Annotated in this window: 20 protein-coding genes and 2 pseudogenes; 10 read left to right on the top strand and 12 right to left on the bottom strand. The window is 63.5% G+C overall.

Features of this window, described 5'->3' with window-relative positions:
• Positions 1-7: 7 nt before the first annotated feature.
• The 3 genes from PAE61_RS04435 to PAE61_RS04445 all read right to left on the bottom strand — a co-directional run bounded on the left by PAE61_RS04435 (position 8) and on the right by PAE61_RS04445 (position 3033).
• Complete coding sequence (locus PAE61_RS04435) at positions 8-1345, bottom strand: TRAP transporter large permease (protein ID WP_271071064.1); 1338 nt, start codon at positions 1343-1345, stop codon at positions 8-10.
• Between the two features lies 1 nt (position 1346).
• Positions 1347-1853, bottom strand: coding sequence for a TRAP transporter small permease (locus PAE61_RS04440; RefSeq protein ID WP_101500522.1), 507 nt, complete (start codon positions 1851-1853; stop codon positions 1347-1349).
• Positions 1854-1977: 124 nt separating this feature from the next.
• Complete coding sequence (locus PAE61_RS04445) at positions 1978-3033, bottom strand: C4-dicarboxylate TRAP transporter substrate-binding protein (RefSeq protein WP_271071062.1); 1056 nt, start codon at positions 3031-3033, stop codon at positions 1978-1980.
• A 221-nt stretch (positions 3034-3254) separates the two neighbouring features.
• Between PAE61_RS04445 and PAE61_RS04450 the strand changes: the two genes are divergently transcribed.
• A complete protein-coding gene (locus tag PAE61_RS04450) occupies positions 3255-4685 on the top strand; it encodes a hypothetical protein (protein WP_271071061.1) in 1431 nt (476 codons plus the stop codon).
• Positions 4686-5204: 519 nt separating this feature from the next.
• Positions 5205-5807: a recombinase family protein gene (locus PAE61_RS04455; protein ID WP_271071059.1), complete on the top strand. Its 603-nt coding sequence runs from the start codon at positions 5205-5207 to the stop codon at positions 5805-5807.
• Positions 5808-6373: 566 nt separating this feature from the next.
• On the opposite strand, the gene PAE61_RS04460 is transcribed toward PAE61_RS04455, so the two are convergent.
• Positions 6374-8737, bottom strand: coding sequence for a heavy metal translocating P-type ATPase (locus PAE61_RS04460; protein ID WP_271114198.1), 2364 nt, complete (start codon positions 8735-8737; stop codon positions 6374-6376).
• Between the two features lie 100 nt (positions 8738-8837).
• Between PAE61_RS04460 and PAE61_RS04465 the strand changes: the two genes are divergently transcribed.
• The 5 genes from PAE61_RS04465 to PAE61_RS04485 all read left to right on the top strand — a co-directional run bounded on the left by PAE61_RS04465 (position 8838) and on the right by PAE61_RS04485 (position 10785).
• The gene (locus PAE61_RS04465) at positions 8838-9119 is read left to right on the top strand and encodes a metal-sensitive transcriptional regulator (protein WP_010400326.1); all 282 of its coding nucleotides are present in this window, start codon (positions 8838-8840) and stop codon (positions 9117-9119) included.
• The gene (locus PAE61_RS04470; RefSeq protein ID WP_010400327.1) at positions 9119-9442 is read left to right on the top strand and encodes a hypothetical protein; all 324 of its coding nucleotides are present in this window, start codon (positions 9119-9121) and stop codon (positions 9440-9442) included. Before PAE61_RS04465 ends, PAE61_RS04470 begins: the two co-directional genes overlap by 1 nt.
• Before the next feature lie 93 nt (positions 9443-9535).
• Positions 9536-10015 (top strand): DUF411 domain-containing protein, encoded by a 480-nt coding sequence (locus tag PAE61_RS04475; RefSeq protein WP_010400328.1) that lies wholly within the window; start codon positions 9536-9538, stop codon positions 10013-10015.
• A gap of 3 nt (positions 10016-10018) precedes the next feature.
• Positions 10019-10474, top strand: coding sequence for a c-type cytochrome (locus tag PAE61_RS04480; protein ID WP_010400329.1), 456 nt, complete (start codon positions 10019-10021; stop codon positions 10472-10474).
• 38 nt (positions 10475-10512) lie between these two features.
• Complete coding sequence (locus PAE61_RS04485; RefSeq protein WP_010400330.1) at positions 10513-10785, top strand: hypothetical protein; 273 nt, start codon at positions 10513-10515, stop codon at positions 10783-10785.
• 27 nt (positions 10786-10812) lie between these two features.
• On the opposite strand, the gene PAE61_RS04490 is transcribed toward PAE61_RS04485, so the two are convergent.
• The 5 genes from PAE61_RS04490 to PAE61_RS04510 form a co-directional block, all read right to left on the bottom strand.
• Positions 10813-11463, bottom strand: coding sequence for a L,D-transpeptidase (locus PAE61_RS04490; protein WP_010400331.1), 651 nt, complete (start codon positions 11461-11463; stop codon positions 10813-10815).
• A gap of 81 nt (positions 11464-11544) precedes the next feature.
• On the bottom strand, positions 11545-11997 hold the full coding sequence (locus PAE61_RS04495) for a DUF305 domain-containing protein (RefSeq protein ID WP_010400332.1): 453 nt from the start codon (positions 11995-11997) through the stop codon (positions 11545-11547).
• A gap of 93 nt (positions 11998-12090) precedes the next feature.
• Positions 12091-12705: a DsbA family protein gene (locus PAE61_RS04500; protein ID WP_010400333.1), complete on the bottom strand. Its 615-nt coding sequence runs from the start codon at positions 12703-12705 to the stop codon at positions 12091-12093.
• A gap of 13 nt (positions 12706-12718) precedes the next feature.
• Positions 12719-14215 carry a multicopper oxidase family protein gene (locus tag PAE61_RS04505; RefSeq protein WP_271114199.1) on the bottom strand — a complete coding sequence of 499 codons (1497 nt, stop codon included), beginning with the start codon at positions 14213-14215 and terminating at the stop codon, positions 12719-12721.
• A gap of 69 nt (positions 14216-14284) precedes the next feature.
• The gene (locus PAE61_RS04510; protein ID WP_271114200.1) at positions 14285-14611 is read right to left on the bottom strand and encodes a hypothetical protein; all 327 of its coding nucleotides are present in this window, start codon (positions 14609-14611) and stop codon (positions 14285-14287) included.
• Between the two features lie 258 nt (positions 14612-14869).
• Here PAE61_RS04510 and PAE61_RS04515 point away from each other — a divergent pair.
• The 3 genes and pseudogenes from PAE61_RS04515 to PAE61_RS04525 form a co-directional block, all read left to right on the top strand.
• Positions 14870-15323, top strand: a pseudogene (locus PAE61_RS04515) (Arm DNA-binding domain-containing protein); the annotation flags it as partial.
• 280 nt (positions 15324-15603) lie between these two features.
• Positions 15604-16035: a hypothetical protein gene (locus PAE61_RS04520; RefSeq protein WP_271114201.1), complete on the top strand. Its 432-nt coding sequence runs from the start codon at positions 15604-15606 to the stop codon at positions 16033-16035.
• Positions 16036-16120: 85 nt separating this feature from the next.
• Positions 16121-17050 (top strand): arsenic resistance protein, encoded by a 930-nt coding sequence (locus PAE61_RS04525; protein ID WP_271114202.1) that lies wholly within the window; start codon positions 16121-16123, stop codon positions 17048-17050.
• 286 nt (positions 17051-17336) lie between these two features.
• Here PAE61_RS04525 and PAE61_RS04530 read toward each other — a convergent pair whose 3' ends face one another.
• From PAE61_RS04530 to PAE61_RS04540, 3 genes and pseudogenes are all read right to left on the bottom strand, one after another.
• Entirely contained in the window at positions 17337-17603 is a 267-nt protein-coding gene (locus PAE61_RS04530; RefSeq protein WP_271114203.1) for a cation:proton antiporter domain-containing protein, read from the bottom strand.
• Between the two features lie 57 nt (positions 17604-17660).
• Positions 17661-18086, bottom strand: a complete 426-nt coding sequence (gene trxC, locus PAE61_RS04535; RefSeq protein WP_434803124.1) for a thioredoxin TrxC — start codon at positions 18084-18086, stop codon at positions 17661-17663.
• Between the two features lie 21 nt (positions 18087-18107).
• Positions 18108-18323, bottom strand: a pseudogene (locus PAE61_RS04540) (transposase domain-containing protein); the annotation flags it as partial.
• Positions 18324-18366 lie beyond the last annotated feature (43 nt).

Below are 18366 nucleotides of genomic sequence, written 5' to 3' on the forward strand. Positions count from 1 at the left end.
GCCTGCCTCACAAGCCGTTCGGGATCAGGGTCGAGATGGCGGGCACCAGGATCAGGATGGCCAGCACCACAATATCCATCGCCAGGAAGCGCATCACCCCGGCAAAGATCTGGTCCACGGTGATATCCCGCCCGGTGACGTTGCCGATGACAAAGACGTTCAGGCCCACAGGCGGCGTGATCAACCCGATTTCCAGCAGCTTGACCACGATCACCCCGAACCAGATCAGGTCCATGCCCAGATTGTCGACCATCGGGATCACGAAGGGCAAGGTCAGCACGATGATCCCCACCGGGTCGAGGAACATGCCCAGAAAGATATACAGCACCGAGATCGCCACCATCAGCAGCAGCGGCGACAGCCCGGCATCGGCCACCCATTGCGACACCATGCCCGCCGCCCCGGTCAGCGCGACGAAGGACACGAAGATCTTGGCGCAGGCGGCGATCAGGAAGATGGCGGCGGTCTGGATCAGGCTTTCGCGGATCGCGATCCACATGGACCGCAGGCTTAGCGAGCGTTCGGCGAAGCCGATCAGAATGGTCAGCAGGACGCTGACCGCCGCCGCCTCGGTCGCGGTGAAGATGCCGCCATAGATGCCGCCGATGATGACGGTGAACAGCACCAGCGCCGGCCAGGCCGACACCGCCGCCCGCAGCCGCGCCCCCCGGACCAGCGGCGTGGGGTCCACCGGCGCCGCGGACGGATCGCGCGACACCCACCAGAAGACGACGATGACATAGCCCCCCAGCGTCAGAAGACCGGGCAGGATGCCGGCCAGAAACAGCTTGCTGATCGAGGTCTCGGTAAAGATGCCATACAGGATGAACAGCACCGAGGGCGGGATCAGCGACCCCAGCGTGCCCCCCGCCGCGACCGAGGCGGTGGCGAGCCGCGGGTTATAGCCCAGCCGCAGCATCTCCGGCACGCAGATCCGCCCCATGGTCGAGGCGCAGGCGATCGACGACCCCGAAATGGCCGAGAACCCGGCGCAGCCCATCAGCGAGGCGACGCTGACGCCCCCCGGCACCCGGCGTAGCCAGACATTGGCCGCGTCATAGATGCGGGTGGTGATGCCGGTGTGATAGGCGATGTTGCCCAGCGCCACGAAGAGCGGGATCATAGACAGGTCATAGGAGTGGATCAGCTCGAAAAAGCTGTTCACGACCATGGACGAGGTCGGGTTGATGGCGCGTTCCGGGGCAAAGCTGCCGCTGCGGAAGGCATAGATCAGGAAAGTGCCCACGGTCGCCACGCCGGCCAGCACAAAGGCGATCGGCACGCGCAGCGCCAGCAGCACGATGACCATTCCGAAGGCGACAAGTCCGATGGTTGCTGGATCCATCTCAGACGGACTCCTCTTCGGTGTGGGTGGTGACGGTCCCGGTGCGGCGCAGTTCCAGCGCGTCTTCCAGCGCGACCAGCGCCAGCCGGATCGTCATGATCACAAGGCCCAGAAGAAAGGCCAGCTTCATGGGCCAGCGCGGGATGCCCAGAAGCCCGTCATAGAACTCGTTCGACCGCCACGATCCGGCAAGGTTGCGCCAGCTGGCATAGATCAGCGGCAGCACGGCCAGCAGCGCGATGATCCAGCCGAAAACGATCAGCCGGCCCCGCATCCGCGGCGACATGCGGTCGGTGACGAAGGTGACGGCGATATGGGCGCGGCTGGCCGTGGCCGCCGCCAGCGGAAAGACGATGGTGGGGATCATCAGCTCGCGGACGATGATGACGATGTCGGGCACGCTCCAGCCGAAGAACTGGCGGCCGATCACATTGGCGCTGATCGCCAGCGTCAGCGCCAGGGTCGAGACGACCGCGAATTCAAGCAGGATACGTTCGATGGCCTTCATGGTCGCACCTCCGGGTCCGGTCGGACGGGTTCGATCAAGGGATGGCCGGGACCGATGGCGGTCGGGCCGGAAAACGGGCGCGCGTGGGGATCGGCGCGCCCGCTTCTGTCAGGTCAGGCGGGGCTTAGTTGGCCTTGGGCGCCCAGGGATAGCCCTGCTCGTCGCGCTGCTTGGTGTATTCCACGATCAGCGCGGTGTATTCGTCCACCAGCCCTTGACCGTCGAGACCCGCAGCATTCGCGCGCTCGATCCACTCGCCGACATATTTCTTGCCGCCTTCGGCCAGACGCGCGCGATCCTCGTCCGAGATCTTCAGGACCGGAGTGCCCTGATCTTCCAGAATCTTGACAGAGCGGGCGTTGGCGTCGGTCAGGATGCGGGCAAATTCATCGGCCAGCCCCTCGCCCGCGGTCATGATCGCGGTCTGCTGCTCGGGCGTCAGCGCGTCGAAGCTGTCCTTGTTCATCATGATGCCAAGGGCGCCGATCTGGCCGAAATCCAGCTCGGTATAGCTGTCGAAGACCTCGTCGAACTTCAGCGCCTCGACCAGATAGGGATAGGTCTGGGTGCAGTCGATCAGGCCCGTGTCCAGCCCCTGAAACGCCTCGTAGACCGACATGTCGACCGGGGTCGCGCCAAGGTCGTGGAAAACCTTGCCATAGGCGCCGACGCCGCGGATCTTCAGACCCTTGACGTCGTCCAGCGACTCGATGGTCGCGCCCTTGCACCCGACCTGCACGGCCGATGTGGTATAGGTGCCGATATAGACCAGGTTCTGGCTGGCCAGGTTCTCCCTGATCTGCGCGTTCTCGCGCATCAGCTTGTCAGTGGCCTTCATTCCCACCCAAGGATCGGGGTTTGGAATCGGCAGGTCGGCCAGGCCATAGGCGATCATGTCCTGCGGAAAATAAACCCCAATGACCGAGCCCATGTCGGCGACACCATCCCGGATCGACTGAACGGCGACCTTCTCGGAAAACAGCGCGCCGCCCCAGTTCACGTCGATGGTGAGTTCGCCGTTTGTCCGTTCGGCGACCTGGTCGACGAACCACTGCGTGGCCTCGGCGCGCACGCCGCGGTTGGGACCGGCCTCGCCGTAGATCAGCGTCATGGCCATCGCCGCGGACGAGGCCGAGCAGAGCAGGCCGAGGGTCAGGAAACTTGTCGTCAGAAAGCGCATGATGATTCTCCTCCCGTTCCAATTAGTAGCACATTGTGCCATACAATGGAACAAACTTGCGTCGCCTCGAGAAAATTTGCGAGAGTGGCGCGGAGGCTTCGCAGAAAGGATAAAGAGTCGTGTTCAACTTGGCGGGAGAGGGCGTCGTCTTCATTTCCGGCCACGATGCCTGGCTCTACTGCGGCCGGCTGCGCACGCCCGCTGCCCGGACGCCCGCCTGAATGCAGCCTTTTCCCCCGCCGGAACGCTCTGCCCGCACGTTGGTCGCACAGGGCTGCATCATCGTCGTCATTCTGGCGTCCCTTGCCGGCATCTTCATCCACTCTGCCGCCATCGGCCTGACCGCCGGCGCGGCGCTGGCGGTCTTTCTTGTCCTGTGCTGGCGGCAGTTTACTATCGCCACGTGGTTGACCGTCGGCCTTTGCGCCCTGCTGCTGGCCGCGGCAATGGTGTGCGGCATCGACATCGAGACGCTGTCCCGGGGGCTTGAGCGGATGGCTTTCCTGGCAGCGCTGCTGGCGCTTCTGGGCGCGCTGCGGGTGGTTGCCTCGGAGGCACCCGAGGTCGTCCGCGCCGGACGCTATCTCACGACCCGCCCGCCCGGCCGGCGCTATCTGGCAATGAACTTCGGCGGCCATGTCTTCGGCGTCCTGATCAATCTCGGCGGCATCGCGCTGCTGCTGGACATGACGCGGCGGTCGCTGGAGGAAACGAGCGCGCATCTGCCCCCGGATTTGCGGGAATGGCGGCTGCGCCGGATAACGACAGCCGTGCTGCGCGGCTTTGCGCTGGCCCCGCTCTGGTCGCCCATCGGGCTTGGGTTGAACGCCCTGCTGCTGGCGATGCCCGAACTGGAATACGCCGACATCGGGCCTGCGGGGTTGCTGGCAGCGGCGCTGTTCCTTGCTTGGGGCTGGTTTCTGGACTGGGCGGGGGCGCCGCGCATCCCGCTTACGTCGCGGGCAGCCCCTCGACCGGATGCCGCCGACCGGGGCGGGGTTGCGCTGCTGGTGATGCATGTGGCGCTGCTGGCTGGGCTGGTCTTCGGGCTGCACGCGGCCACCGGGCTGCAGTTCCAGCAGGCGCTGCTGATCGCCGTGCCGGGCTACAGCCTGGCTTGGGCGGCGCGGATCGGGCGCGGCGGTCCGGGCCGCGCGGGTGCCGCGATGCGCCGCGCCACCGCCGGGACGATCCGGCGCTTTCCCCTGGCCGCCGCCGAGATCGGCGTCTTCGCCTCGGCGGGGCTTCTGTCGGTGCTGGCGCTGGAACTGCTGCCGATCGACCGGGTGCAGGCGCTGGTCGCCGCGCTGATCGGGGCCCCCTGGCAGATGGTCGTCCTGCTCAACCTCTCCATGTTCGCGCTGGCCACGGCAGGGGTGAACCCGATCATCACGGCCTCCGTCCTGGGCGGCCTCGTGACGCAACTGGACGTGCCGGGACTGAGCGATGCGGCCGCGGCGCTGTGCCTTGCGGGAACCTGGAGCTGCGTCATGGGCTTCACGCCGCTGATGACGACGGTGGTCTATGCCGGCGCATTGGTCGGACGGCCCGCGGCGGTCGTGGGCTTCCGCTGGAACGGGCTCTACTGCCTGTCAGGGCTGGCCCTGTGGACGATCGGGATGGCGCTGCTCGTGCAATCGGGCCTGATGTGAGGCTCGCCCCCCTTTTCTTCTGCCACTTGGACAACGGCGCGATGGATGCTGGCGACCGAGGGCTGCGGATCGAGAAGGGCCAGACCCTCGATCAGTTCGACCATCTCCTTCGGGAAGATGCGCGTCCCGGCTTCCGGCCGGATCGGACGTGCAGGGCCTGCCGGCCCATCCGCCCGGTCGCGGGCCGGCCAGCGGCGCGCGGTCCGCATCGGGAGGCCCGCCCCGGCTGCCACCCTTGATGGTGGAGGTGCGGGCGCCGCAGGGCCATGCGGCGGGCGGCGTCCGCCCTGTCCGGCCCCATCCTCCGGTCCCTCCGTCATGATGGTCTTCCCGTCCGCAAGGGGATGGTTCACCGGACGGTCTGAGAATGCGGCGCGGCTCCCTGTAGATTTCTGCGTTTGATGGCGGAAGTCATTCTCATTTGATTGGTACGTTTATGGTATCATTGATGGGGCCTTTAGTGTTACATTCGGGCACGGTCCGCTCTGTGCGCGGCCTCGTCATGACCAGGAGGCACCCATGTCAGAGACCCGCATTGGCTACGCCCGCTGCTCGACCGACAAGCAGGACCTCGCCGCGCAGCGGGTCGCGCTCCTCGATCTCGATGTGGCGGAAGACCGGATCTATACCGATCATGGCCTGACGGGCACCAACCGGGAGCGGCCGGGTCTCGCGCAGGCCCTGGCCGCAGTCCGTGAAGGCGACACGCTTGTCGTCCCGAAGCTCGACCGGCTGGCGCGGTCGGTCCCGGACGCCCGCGCCATCGCCGACGAGTTGGCGACGCGCGGGGTCAAACTGGCATTGGGAGCATCGGTCCACGATCCGACCGATCCGATGGGCAGGATGTTCTTCAACATCCTGGCCACGTTCGCCGAGTTCGAGGCTGACCTGATACGCATGCGCACCAGGGAAGGCATGGCGGTTGCGCGCGCCAAAGGAAAGCTGAAGGGCAAGAAGCCCAAGCTCTCGGATCGCCGTCAGACGGAGTTGCGCCGCATGTATGACACGGGCGATTATTCGATCACCGATCTGGCGGAGCTGTTCGCCGTCTCGCGGCCGACCGTGTATCGCGTCCTGCAGCGGATACCGGGCGCCGATGGAGCCTCATCAGCCGCGCGGTAGAGGATCGTCACTGCGCCTGTGCAATAAGCGCCCCGCGGGCACGGCTACGGCAACCCGAAGGGCGGAGAGCCGACTTGCGGCAGTGCGGCGCAGCATTGGCAACAATCTGTAATAAGCCGACATTCAGGGGCAAGATCACGAGAGACCGGCACGAGCTACTGGTCGGGCGGGATTTGCACCTACGACCTTCAGGTTATGAGCAGATCAGAGGCGAAATTCGGGCACCCCGTAATTTCAGTATGTTACGGGACAATCGATTGATTTATTGCGATTTCCATGCCGACGCTCAACTGCATTGAGCGACATCTGACGGAACAACCTGCACGAGAACTGCAGCCAAGGGTTGAGGTGGCGTTGAGGTAGATGATTTTTCCAGCATCGTAAGTCTGACAACAAAAGTGCGGCCCATGCGTTGCCAGCAAGAGAGGGCCCGCTGAGAAGAAAACTCACATCTCCAACGGTTGTCGTTTATGTAGTCGCCCTGATGGAAAGCCGCGTCATCTGTTTTGGACTACCCTGATCGGGCTGAAACCGAAATTTCAAACCCACACGCCACCTCCTCAACCTTATAGCTTCACCCGTTTCAGCCTCAGCGCATTGGCGATGACCGAGACCGAGGACAGCGACATGGCGGCGGCGGCAATCATCGGTGACAGCAATATTCCGAAGAACGGATACAGCAGACCGGCGGCAACCGGGATGCCAGCCGTGTTATAGGCGAAGGCGAAGAACAGGTTCTGGCGGATATTGCGCATGGTGGCCACGGCCAGCTTGCGGGCGCGGACGATGCCGGTCAGGTCGCCGCCCAGCAGGGTCAGCCCGGCGCTTTCGACCGCCACATCGGCGCCAGTGCCCATGGCGATGCCCACATCCGCCGCAGCCAGCGCGGGCGCGTCGTTTACCCCGTCGCCCGCCATGGCGACCTTGTTCCCCTTGCCGCGCAGCCCGTCGATCAGATCCTTCTTGCCCTCAGGCAGCATCCCGGCGCGGACCTCGTCGATGCCCAGCTTGCTCGCCACCGCCTGCGCCGTGCGTTCGTTGTCGCCGGTTGCCATGATCACCTTGATGCCCAGATCGTGCAACTCGCGGATCGCCGCCTCGGCAGTTGGCTTGATCGGGTCGGCCACGGCGACCAGACCGGCCAGCCTGCCATCCAGCGACACGAACATGGCGGTCTTGCCCTCGCCGCGCAGGCGGTCGGCAGTGTCCTCGCCGGTGTCGCAGTCGATCCCAAGCGAGGTCATCAGCGCGTTATTGCCAAGCGCCACGTCGCGGCCATCGACCTTGCCGATCACCCCCTTGCCGGTGATAGCTTCGAACTCCTCGCCATTACCAAGGCTCAACCCGCGCGTTTTTGCGCCTTCGACAATGGCTTCGGCCAGCGGGTGTTCCGAGGCCCGTTCCAGCGCCGCCGCAGCACCGAGCAACTCGCCCTCGGGCACGTCACCGAAGCTGGTCACATCGGTCAGTGCAGGCTTGCCTTCGGTCAGCGTGCCGGTCTTGTCAACGATCAGCGTATCGACCTCGGCCATCAGCTCCAGCGCCTCGGCATTCTTCACCAGCACGCCCGCCTGCGCGCCGCGCCCCGCCGCCGTGGTGATGGAAATCGGCGTCGCCAGCCCAAGCGCACAGGGACAGGCGATGATCAGCACCGAGACCGCCGAGGCGATGGCGAAGACATATGAGGGGCTGGGGCCGAAGATCAGCCAGACGATGAAGGCCAGCACCGCGATCACCACCACCGTCGGCACGAAGATCGCTGACACCCGGTCGGCCAGCCCTTGAATCGGCGCCTTGGACCGCCGCGCCCCGGCCACCATCTGCACGATCTGCGACAGCACCGTATCGGCGCCGACATCGGTGGCGCGGATCGCCAGCGTGCCGTTCTTGTTGATCGTGCCGCCGGTCACGCGGTCGCCCTGCACCTTCTCGACCGGCACCGGCTCGCCGGTGATCATGCTTTCGTCGACGGAGGACCGCCCCTCGACCACCTCGCCATCGACCGGCACGCTATCGCCGGGCCGCACGCGCAAGAGGTCCCCGGCCGCGATGTTTTCCAGCGGCGCGTCATATTCCGTGCCATCGGGCAGGATGCGCCGCGCCGTCTTGGGCGCCAGATCCATCAGTGCCCGGATCGCATCACCGGTGCGTTCCCGCGCCCTGAGTTCCAGTACCTGCCCGACAAAGACCAGGGCAACGATGACCACCGCAGCCTCGTAATAGGTGTCGACCATGCCGCCCATTCGGTATTCCTCGGGAAAGATGCCCGGCAGGAAGGTGGCGAAGAGCGAATAGAGATAGGCCGCGCCGACACCCAGCGAGATCAGCGTCCACATGTTCGGTGAGCGGTTTTTGAAGGAATCCAACCCGCGCTGAAAGAAGGGCCGCGCCGCCCAGAGCACGATGGGCGTGGCTAACAGGAATTCCAGCCAGACGGCGGTGCGGTGCCCGATCCAGTCACGGACCGGGATGCCCACCATCTCGCCCATGGTCAGGATCAACAACGGCACCGCAGCGGCCACGCTGACCCAGAGCCGCCGGGTGAAATCGGTCAGTTCATGGCTGGGTTCATCCGAGGGAATCATCTGCTCCAAGGCCATGCCGCAGATTGGGCAGGCGCCGGGTTCGTCGCGGACGATCTCGGGATGCATCGGGCAGGTCCATTGCGTGCCCGCCGGGGCGGATTTTTCGACCTTGGCCGCCGCGCCCGAGGCGTAGAACCACGGGTCGCCGTCGAACTTCGACTGGCAACCGTCCGAGCAGAAATAGAACGTCTGTCCCTCATAGTCGCGGTGCCGGGCCTCGGGCTTGATCGTCACCTGCATCCCGCAAACCGGGTCGATGGCCTTACCGGGATCAGCCTGTGCCGGTGCGCCACCGTGTGTCCCGTGATCGTGATGCCCATGCGAATGATCGTGCTTGTGGTCCATGACTCTCTCCCGGCAGATACCTATAGGGGGTATATCAGACTTGCTCTATACCCCTTGAGGGTATAGTACAAGCCTCAGATGTTGAAGTTCGGAGCCCTCCTTGGCGCATGACAAGCAGAACCGAGACGCGATCCTGAAGCGGCTTTCCCGCCTGAACGGTCAGGTGCAGGGCGTCTCGCGCATGGTCCAGGATGGGCGCTATTGCGTCGACATCCTGAACCAGACCGCCGCCATCCGGTCTGCCCTGCGCGGCGTCGAACGCTTGCTGATCGAGGATCACGCGCGAAGCTGCATGGAAGACGCGATCCAATCCGGCGATCAGGACCGTCAGCGGGTGATGTTCCGCGAGGTCGTCGAACTGATGGAAAAGGTACGCGACTGATGCGGTTCCTGCTATCGGCACTGCTTGCCGTCATGCTGGCGGTGACGATGCCACTGGCCCTGACCGGCGCCGCCTCGGCGGAAGCATCGTCGATGGCCTCGATGGCCGAAACATCCGCGTCGCCAGTCGCGCATGAATGCTGCACCACGCAGCCGGATTCTCCACATGGCGACTGTGCGGCCTGTGCCGCCATCGGCAATGCCGAAATCACGCCCAACGCGGCCCGCTTGCCACGCCGAATCCGACACTTTCCCCCGCTGCAAGATATGAAATCGGCCAGGCCGCGCTTGCCGCTGCCCCCTCCGCGATCCGCTGCTCTCTGACGCCACATGGCCCGAGGGGCCACAAGCCGATCAACTGCGCCATGACAGGGATGAATGACCCTACGGCGCGCAATATCCTGAAAGACATCAGATATGAGCAATCATCACTTCTCGCGTCGCGGGGCGATCCTTGCGGTCGCGGCGATACTGTCGACAGCCTCTACCCTTGCCTTTGCCGCCATCGGTTCGGACGAAAAGCCGAACCTGCTGAGTGTCACCAAGGACCCCGGCTGCGGCTGCTGCGGCGCCTGGGCCGATCTGGCCATCGAGGCGGGGTTCGAGGTCGAGATCACTGAGGCCAGCGACTATGTCGGTATGAAGCGCGACGCCGCTGTGCCCGAAAACCTGTGGTCCTGCCACACGACCCGGATCAGCGGCTATATCGTCGAGGGCCATGTGCCCTTCGCGGCCATAAGGCAGCTTCTGGAACAGCGCCCCGACATTACCGGGATCGCCGTGCCGGGGATGCCCGCCGACTCGCCGGGCATGGGTGGCGGGGTCGAGGCCACCGCCGAGGTCATCGCCTGGGGCGGCATTGCCGGTGACGGTCGCGCCTTTCCGCTGGACGGGTAGCAGATGACGCGCAACGCACTCATCCTCATCGCAGCGGTCGGTCTGGCCGCTGCGATCCTGATCCTCTGGCGCGGCAGCGGGGCCACCGGAACAGCCGCGCAGGATCAGGCCGTGATCGCGCTTGGCCAGCGGCTCTACGTCGATAACTGCGCCAGTTGCCACGGCGCCGATCTGGAAGGCCAGCCGGACTGGCAGACCCCGCTCGCAAGTGGCCGCTATCCGGCGCCCCCGCATGACGAGACCGGTCACACATGGCATCACGCCGACGCGCTTCTGGTACAGATCATTCGCGACGGCACGGCCGCCGTGGTCGGCGATGGGTATAAAAGTGACATGCCCGGCTTCGGCGATGTCATGAGTGACGACCAAATCGCCGCCGTTCTGGCCTATATCAAATCTACCTGGCCTGAACGGGAACGGGCAATCCAGAGCCGCATCACCAAGGACAGCGCGCCGTAACACCCCGGCGCGACACCACCATAGCCAAGGAGTTTCCCATGAAGAAAAGAACCGCCGCCATCGCCCTGACGCTGCTCGTCCTTGCCGGATGCGCGGCCCAGGCGCCCGATATCGCTGCCGAAGCGGCCTCGCCGTATCCCATTCCGAACGAGGTCGTCGCCATCGCCGGCCCCAACCAGGACCTGACAACGGCGCGGCTGGACCCGGCGGATGATTGCTATTGGTATTATCATGTCGGGCCGGTCGAAACGACGCTGGTGCCGCTGCGGGCGGCCAACGGCAACCATATCTGCAACGCGCGTACGTCCTGACGCCCGGCCTCGCCAGAGGGCGACCGTTCAGCTGATGGCCGTCACGCTGCCCTCCGGCGAATAGAGATAGGCGGTCGCGCCGATCTGGACGCGTGGATAGAGTCCGTTGATATGGGCCATGACCATGCGGACGCAGCCGGAACTGGCGCGGCTGCCGATCGAGGTCGGAAACGGCGTGCCGTGAATGCGCAGATAGGTGTCGCGCTCGCCGAGATAGAGATAAAGCGCCCGTGACCCGAGCGCATTCCGGGGACCGGGCTCCATGCCGTTTTCATACTGCGCATAGACCTCGGGTTCGCGCTCGATCATGTTCCTTGTCGGGGTCCAGTGCGGCCATTCGGCCTTGCGCTTTATTGTATAGGTCCCCGGCTCGTAAAGATCGCCCCGGCCGATGGCCACGCCGTAACGCATCGCCGTGCCGCCCTCTTCGATGTGGTAGAGGTATCGGGCCACGGCATCGACATGGATATCGCCCGGCACCAGACCGTCATTCGCGACAATCCGCTGCGGCAGGAAACGCTGGTGCAGGCCCCAAGGATTGGGGCCGCCGGCTTCCACCTCGGCATCCCAGGCGGCCTTCTGCGCCGCGTCGGGCCAGGTCGAGGCCATAAGCGGGCTGGCGGCGGAGGCCGCGAACAGCGCCGTCGTCGTTCGGATGAAATGTCTGCGTGTCAGCATGTGATTGCTCCTCGTAATGGTTGTACCTTCAGATGAATGCGGCAAGCGCAGCGGGATCCGCGATTGCCGAACCGTATCGCATCAGCGCCCATCGACCTCGGGCGTCGCCGCTGGCCCGCCTTCCAGATCGGCGATCAGCGCCTTCATCTCCGCGATTTCCAGCGTCTGGGCCTCGATGATGCTGTCCGCCAGCGCCCGCACGCGAGGATCCGAGATATCCGCGCGGGTGGATGTCAGGATCGCAATCGAGTGATGCGGAATCATCGCCTTCATCCAGGCGGTATCATCGACCGTTGCCTGACTGCGAACCAGAAACAGGCCGAGGGCAAAGGCCAGAATTGAAAGGCCTGCGACGGTCATATTGGCGCGCTGGTTGCGATACATCCCAAGCATGAAGGCCAGCATGATCAGCGCCATGGCGCCGCCCATGTAAAGCGCCATCCACATCCGGGTCTGGCTGAAAAAGACATGATCCATCGCCCAGGTGTTCAGATACATCAGCCCGAACATGATCACCGTCGAGGTAGCGATCATCGCCGCAAAACGGCCATAGCTTCCGCCGCTCTGGCTTCCGTGGCTATTGTGTCGATCAGAATTATCCATAGCGTTGTCCTTTCGTGAAATGCTTCAATTGCCACGCGAGGCCGCAACCAGTTCGGCCAGTTCCGTTGATGAAATGGCGCCAAAGCGCGAATCCGATCCGGCGATGAAGGTGGGTGTGCCGACAAGCCCCATCGCCTCGGCCAGCGCATTGGACTGCTGGATATGTTGGGCAATCTCCGGGCCGCCCATATCGCGCTGCAACTGCTGAGTGTCTAAACCCATGGATCGCGCAACACGCAGGACGCTGGCCCTTTCGGCCCGGGGTTTCTGACTCATCAAGGCGCGATGAAAGTCGGCGTAGCGGCCCTGCTTGCGCGACGCCAGCGCCGCGCGGGCCGCGAAAACCGAACCCTCGCCAAAGACCGGCCATTCCCGCATCACCATCCGCAAGCCGGGATCGGCTCCTAACACGGCATCCACCACTGGCATCATCGCACGGCAGAACTGGCAGTTATAGTCGAAGAACTCGATCAGAGTCGCATCGCCGTCAGGATTGCCGAAGATCGGCGCATTCGCGTCATGTTCAAGCTGCCTGCGGAATTCGGGTGGAAGCGAATGACCAGCCCAAGATAGGCGCGGTGCGATGGCCATCGCCGGGGCGGTAAGGGCCAGGGTCAGGATCATGCGTCGCTGAAACATCATGTCACTCCCGTCACGCCGAGACCGCGAACGTCGTCATCATGCCGCTGGCAAGATGCGGCATGTGGTGACAATGCAGCATCCATTCCGCCGCCTCGCCCGCATCCAGCGCCACCGTGACCATCGACATGGGCGGCACATAGACCGTGTCGCGCAATGCACCGGAAAACCGTCTGCCATTGATCGCGACAACTTGGAAATGATGGCCATGCAGATGCATGGGATGGCCCATCATCGACATGTTGTGGCACATGATCTCGACCCGCTGGCCTGTTTTGGCCGTAACCGGAATCCGATCCTCGAACACGCGGTCGTTGATGGTCCAGCGATAGGGCTGCATCTGCCCGCCCAGCATCACCATGGGTGATGCATCGGCAACTCGTTCCGTCAGCGGAGCAACGGCCCGCAAGGCGGCTTCCTGTGCAAGGTCGATATCGAATGCAGGTGCGGCCTCGTCTGCCATTCCAAGCATGACCGGCACCTTGGCGCCAGCGGTCGCAAGGATAAGGCCGGTGCGCTCCTGCGCGCCTTCGCGCAGAGCAAGGATCGGCCATGCGCCGCCTCCGGTGGGCAGGTCAAGCTCGATATCCAGGCGCTGCCCCATGGCCAGACCAAAGCGCGTTCCTGGCAAGGGCTGCACCGGCTGGCCATCCACCGCAACAAGCCGACCCGGAACCTCGCCGCTGTCGAGCCAGAATACCGTGGCCGCAGCCCCGTTGATGACCCGCAGCAGGATACGGCCGCCCTTCTCGACCTGCACGACCTCTGGGTCGCTCAGGGTGCGGTCATTCGCCAGATAGGCATCGAAATCGAAGTCGTTCAGGTCCATCTGCATCCCGCTCATACCGGCCATGGTCATGCCACCCATTTCCGACATCCCGTTCATGGGCATGCCGCCACCCATGTCGTGACCGGCATGGGGATCGGCTGGTTGCGACATTTCGGCTTCGGCGGCCTCGTCATGCCCCTTTCCCGAGCGGATTTCTTCCAGCACCTCTTCCGGCGAGCGGAACGAAAAGTCGTGAAGGAACATGGTGACCTCTTGCCGATCAGCTCGCAGATCCTCGGGGCGGCGGACGATCAGGGGTGCGGCCAGCAACTGCATCTCCTGAATGGGCACATGGCTGTGCATCCAGTGCGTGCCTGCTGCGGCCTCAAAATCATAGGCACGCGTCTCTCCTGGCTGCAGCAGCGGCATCGGCATATCGGGAACGCCGTCTTGCGCGTTCGGCGGGATCTGTCCATGCCAATGAATGATCGTCGGCTCGGTCAGATCATTGGTCAGGTCGAGCAGGAAACGCTGGCCGGGATCCAGTATCAACCCGGGCGTTCCGTTGCCGTTGATCAGCCCGAAAACCGCGGCGGCGCGGCCATCAATGTCAAGCGTGCGCGTCGTTGCCTGCAATGCCAGCGCAGCTGGCTGCGCAAAGCCCGCGCGCGGGATGGCAAAAGCTGTGGCCATGGCAGCGGATGCGGTCAGAAAGCCGCGGCGATTCAGTGTGCAAGTCATATGAATAATCCATCAGACCCCGTAGGGCGAACCATGTTCGGCACCTTGAAAGGTGCGGCAAGCAAGTGTTCAGATGGATTTCGGAGGGCGGTATCCGGGGCCGACCAGACGGCCCTCACGTGTCACCGCTATAGAGTGCCATTTCAGCGAATGCTCAGTCTCAACAGGCGCAAGTTGTGCGGCAGCAAGCCAGGGCGTAGGTGTGCCGACACATACAATCGCACAGGCATCGGTCATATCGTGCCGAGAAGGCTCTCCCGAATAACCGTGCTCATGCCCGCCTGTGTCGCCGGGATGGCTGATCGAAGCGACAACGTGATCGGCCGACAGTCCGGCTGTACCAGCACTTTGCCCATGCTGCGTCACGCCCGCGAACACGAGCAGGACAACAAGCAAAGAACATATCGCGCCGCGCATCATTTGGTTGAATCGGAACATATGCAACTGGCTTGACAGTAAGCAGGACAGGCTCTCGTTGCAATTCACGGATTGATCAACAGAGGGTGTAGGTTTTTCCCTTCTGAGCCATTGACCGGCAGCCCTCCCCCGAGGTTCTGCCACCTTCCGCCTCCCCGCCGGGCTGACCGGCGATGTATGACTCGCGATGCGCGCGAGGCTGAGCCTCATGTGAGATGCAAGAAGGAGGCGCTGGGCATGGTGAAGCGATTGAGGCTGAACGAGAAATCGGTGCGGGAGGCCGCGCCGGAACCGGGCCGGGACTATCAGATCTTCGACAGCGAGGTGCGGGGCTTTGCCATCTGCATCTACCGCTCGGGCAATCGGGCCTTCACGCTGGATTACCGCCATGCCGGGCGGCAACGGCGGATGACGCTGGGGCGCTGGCCGGAATGGTCGACGGCGGCGACGCGGGAACGGGCAAAGGAGCTGCGCCGCAACATCGATGCCGGTGGCGACCCGCTGGGCGTGAAGGAAGACGGGAGGGACGCGCCCGCAAGCTGCAGGGATCGAAATCAACGCCGGTGTGCGCCAACCGGGTCGGCGAGGTGCTCCGAAAGATGTTCACCTATGCGCAAAGCTGGGCTGGCGTGAGGACAATTCGGCATCGGGATTACGCCGCCGGATCGAGAACCAGCGCGAGCGGTTCCTGCCACTGGGGGATCAACAATCGTGGTCGGAAGTAAGTGGTTGCCGCTTGCCGTCAACGGGCCAACGTAAAATGCCGCGCCAAGCATGCAATGGCAGGTCTGGTGATTGCTGCAATGTAGCGCCGAACCGAGCGCAAAAGTCCGCTCTGGGCCGACCAGGCCGGAACGGACCGAGGCGGCACGTCGGCGGATCCTGCTTCACCCTCAACGCGGATCTTGCATCGACCGTCTCGCTCGCTTCACAATAGGGGAAAATGAGGGGCGCGCGCCGAAATATTTGAAATGCAGAAGCTTTCCCACCAGCAATCCGGTAACCTCGGCGAGGTCCTCGCCCTCGCGAAGCTAAATTCTTTGGGAATCGCGGCCTATGCCAGCCCCGAGGGGGCACCAGGGCACGACCTGATGGCCGTGGTGGATGGCGTGGCGCACTCGATCGAGGTGAAGACCCGTCAGTTCCTCGAACGGCCGACCGAGATTTCGCGCTGGCCGGTCGACATGGCCACGAAAGGTAACGCTGACTTTTTCCTCTTTGTTGAGCTCGATCTGCGAACACTCGCACCGACGTTCTACCTTTTGACGAACGAACAGGCGCGCGCCACGCACCGCGTCTCGAAGGGGCTCGGGAGCTGCTATCCGTCGCACGTCCGCAAGGTGGCCGCGGCAAATGACTTCTCGCCGCTTTTCGCCGCAGGTGCGCCTCATGCGCAGTCGTAGATATCAGCCGCGCCCAACGGACTTAGCGCAGCCTCGAACGCCCTTGCGGGACATTTTGGAGCGGCAACAGGTGTGGATCTACTTCATGGCTGTCGCGCTTGCCGCAATCCTCGGATTCACCGTGTCAGGCACTCGCGAACTGGAAGGCACGATCAACCCGGCGCTGGCCTTCATGCTGTTCGTCACCTTCTTGCAGGTGCCATTGCCAGGAATTGGCCGAGGATTCAAAGAAACACGCTTTCTAGGCGCTCTTCTGGTCAGCAACTTCATCGCCGTCCCGATGCTTGCGTTCCTGCTGTCACAGCTTGCCATAGATGACGCTCTGTTGCGTCTCGGCATCCTCATGGTGCTACTGACGCCCTGCATCGACTATGTGATCACCTTTGCCCATCTAGGGCGGGCAGATGCGCGGTTGCTGTTGTCATCGACGCCGATCCTGCTTCTGGTGCAGATGGCCCTGTTGCCGATCTACCTTGGCCTATTCCTCGACGACGAGGCTGCCGACCTCGTGCGCATTGGCCCGTTCGTACATGCGTCTGTCTGGCTGATCGCTGTGCCGCTGATCTGCGCTGGCGCTGTCCAGCTTTGGGCCGCGCGACACACGACAGGGCAGCGTGTCAGTGACGTTCTGGGGCTTCTTCCGGTTCCCGCGACAGCCGTGGTCCTATTCCTCGTCGTTGCCGCCACAGTCCCTGTTCTGGGAGCAGCCAGCCCCCGCGCGATGTCTGCCCTGCCCATCTACATCGCCTTTGCCGTCATCGCCCCATTCATCGGTTGGGGCATCGCACGCGCCTTCGGATTGCAGCCTGCTGCGGGGCGGGCAGTGTCCTTCTCGACCGCTACCCGAAACTCCCTCGTGGTGCTGCCGCTGGCCCTTGCTGTTCCGGGCGCGATCCCCGTGCTTCCGGCTGCGATCGTGACTCAGACCTTGGTCGAGCTTGTGGCCGAACTGATCTACATCCGCATCCTTCCGCGCTTTGGAAGAGATCGGGAGGCGCAAGTTCCGGCCGCATGAACGGCAGGAATGTCCGCACTGCTGACCTTGGGGCCCTGGACTATGCTGCGCGGTGCCATGAAGGTCCGGTATGGGGAAGCCACGCTGCGGCAATGGTGATCCTGGCCAATGACCGGTGTGGGGCGTCCCTTGCCTGTTCGATTTGAGGAGCGATGATGAGCGAAACTGCAGTTCGCTTGACCTAATGTCTCGGGCAGCTCGCGCCGACAAAGCCTCCGTTCGAGGCTGAAGCTGGAGCCGTCGAGACTTGCCTCACGTGAACCGATAAATGGGTGAATCTGGGTGTCTAGAGGCCTGTCCTGAGCGTTACGAGCTTCTCGAACGAGAATTCCAGGCCAAGCGCGAACAGCAGGAGTAACACTCCGATCTCGCCAATGCTGCTCAGGGCAGCGCTCTCAGCAATCAGGCCGAGGCCGGCAGGTCCGATGACTATGCCGGCAAGAATGTAACCGACGATACTGGGCACGCCGATCCGTGAACATATCGTCACGAGCACGAACGCGGCAAAGACCAACAAGGCCGCACTTTCAACAAATCCGGTCACGCCATGCATGTTCTTCTCCTTCTTCTCCTGATGGCATGGCGCAGGTAAGGCCAATACCTGTAAAATCTAGACGTGCGACCGCGCCCACTGCGCTATCTGCGCGGCAGGCATCGCACCGCTCGTTCTCGCGATTTCCTTCCCGCTACTGAACAGGATCATGGTGGGAATGCCGCGGATCCCGTAGCGGCCCGCAATCTGCTGTTCGGCCTCGGTGTCGAGCTTGCCCAGGCGGACATGGGGTTCGAGCGAGCGCGCCGCCGCCTCGAACTGGGGCGCCATCATCTTGCATGGCCCGCACCACTCGGCCCAGAAATCGACAAGCAAGGGCAGTTCGGCATTCGCATGACGGTCAAAATTAGCCGCTGTAAGCGTGACGGGCCTGCCTTGAAAGAGAGGCGCGCGGCAACGTCCGCAATTGGGATTGTCGGTCAGGCGCACTTGCGGCACTCTGTTGGTGGAATTGCACTGCGGACAAGCGACCGTGGGCAGTATCCGTCCGGTATAGGCGCGGTCTCAGGCGTTTTTGGCCTGCCAGTTCCAAGGCATAAGATTGTCGATGCGATTGATTTTGTGCTCAGGCAGGCGCTGGAGGACCCATGTGAGCCATGCCTCGGGGTCGACGTTGTTCAACTTGCAGGTTTCCACGAGCGTATAGGCGATTGCAGCCGCTTTTCCGCCGCCGATTGACCCCATGAACAGATAATTCTTTCTTCCCAATGCCAGTTCCCGTTCATTCTGCCCATGTCGGCCAAGTTTATCGGGTTCATTATCA

This window comes from Paracoccus aerodenitrificans, assembly GCF_027913215.1.
Classification (GTDB): domain Bacteria; phylum Pseudomonadota; class Alphaproteobacteria; order Rhodobacterales; family Rhodobacteraceae; genus Paracoccus; species Paracoccus aerodenitrificans.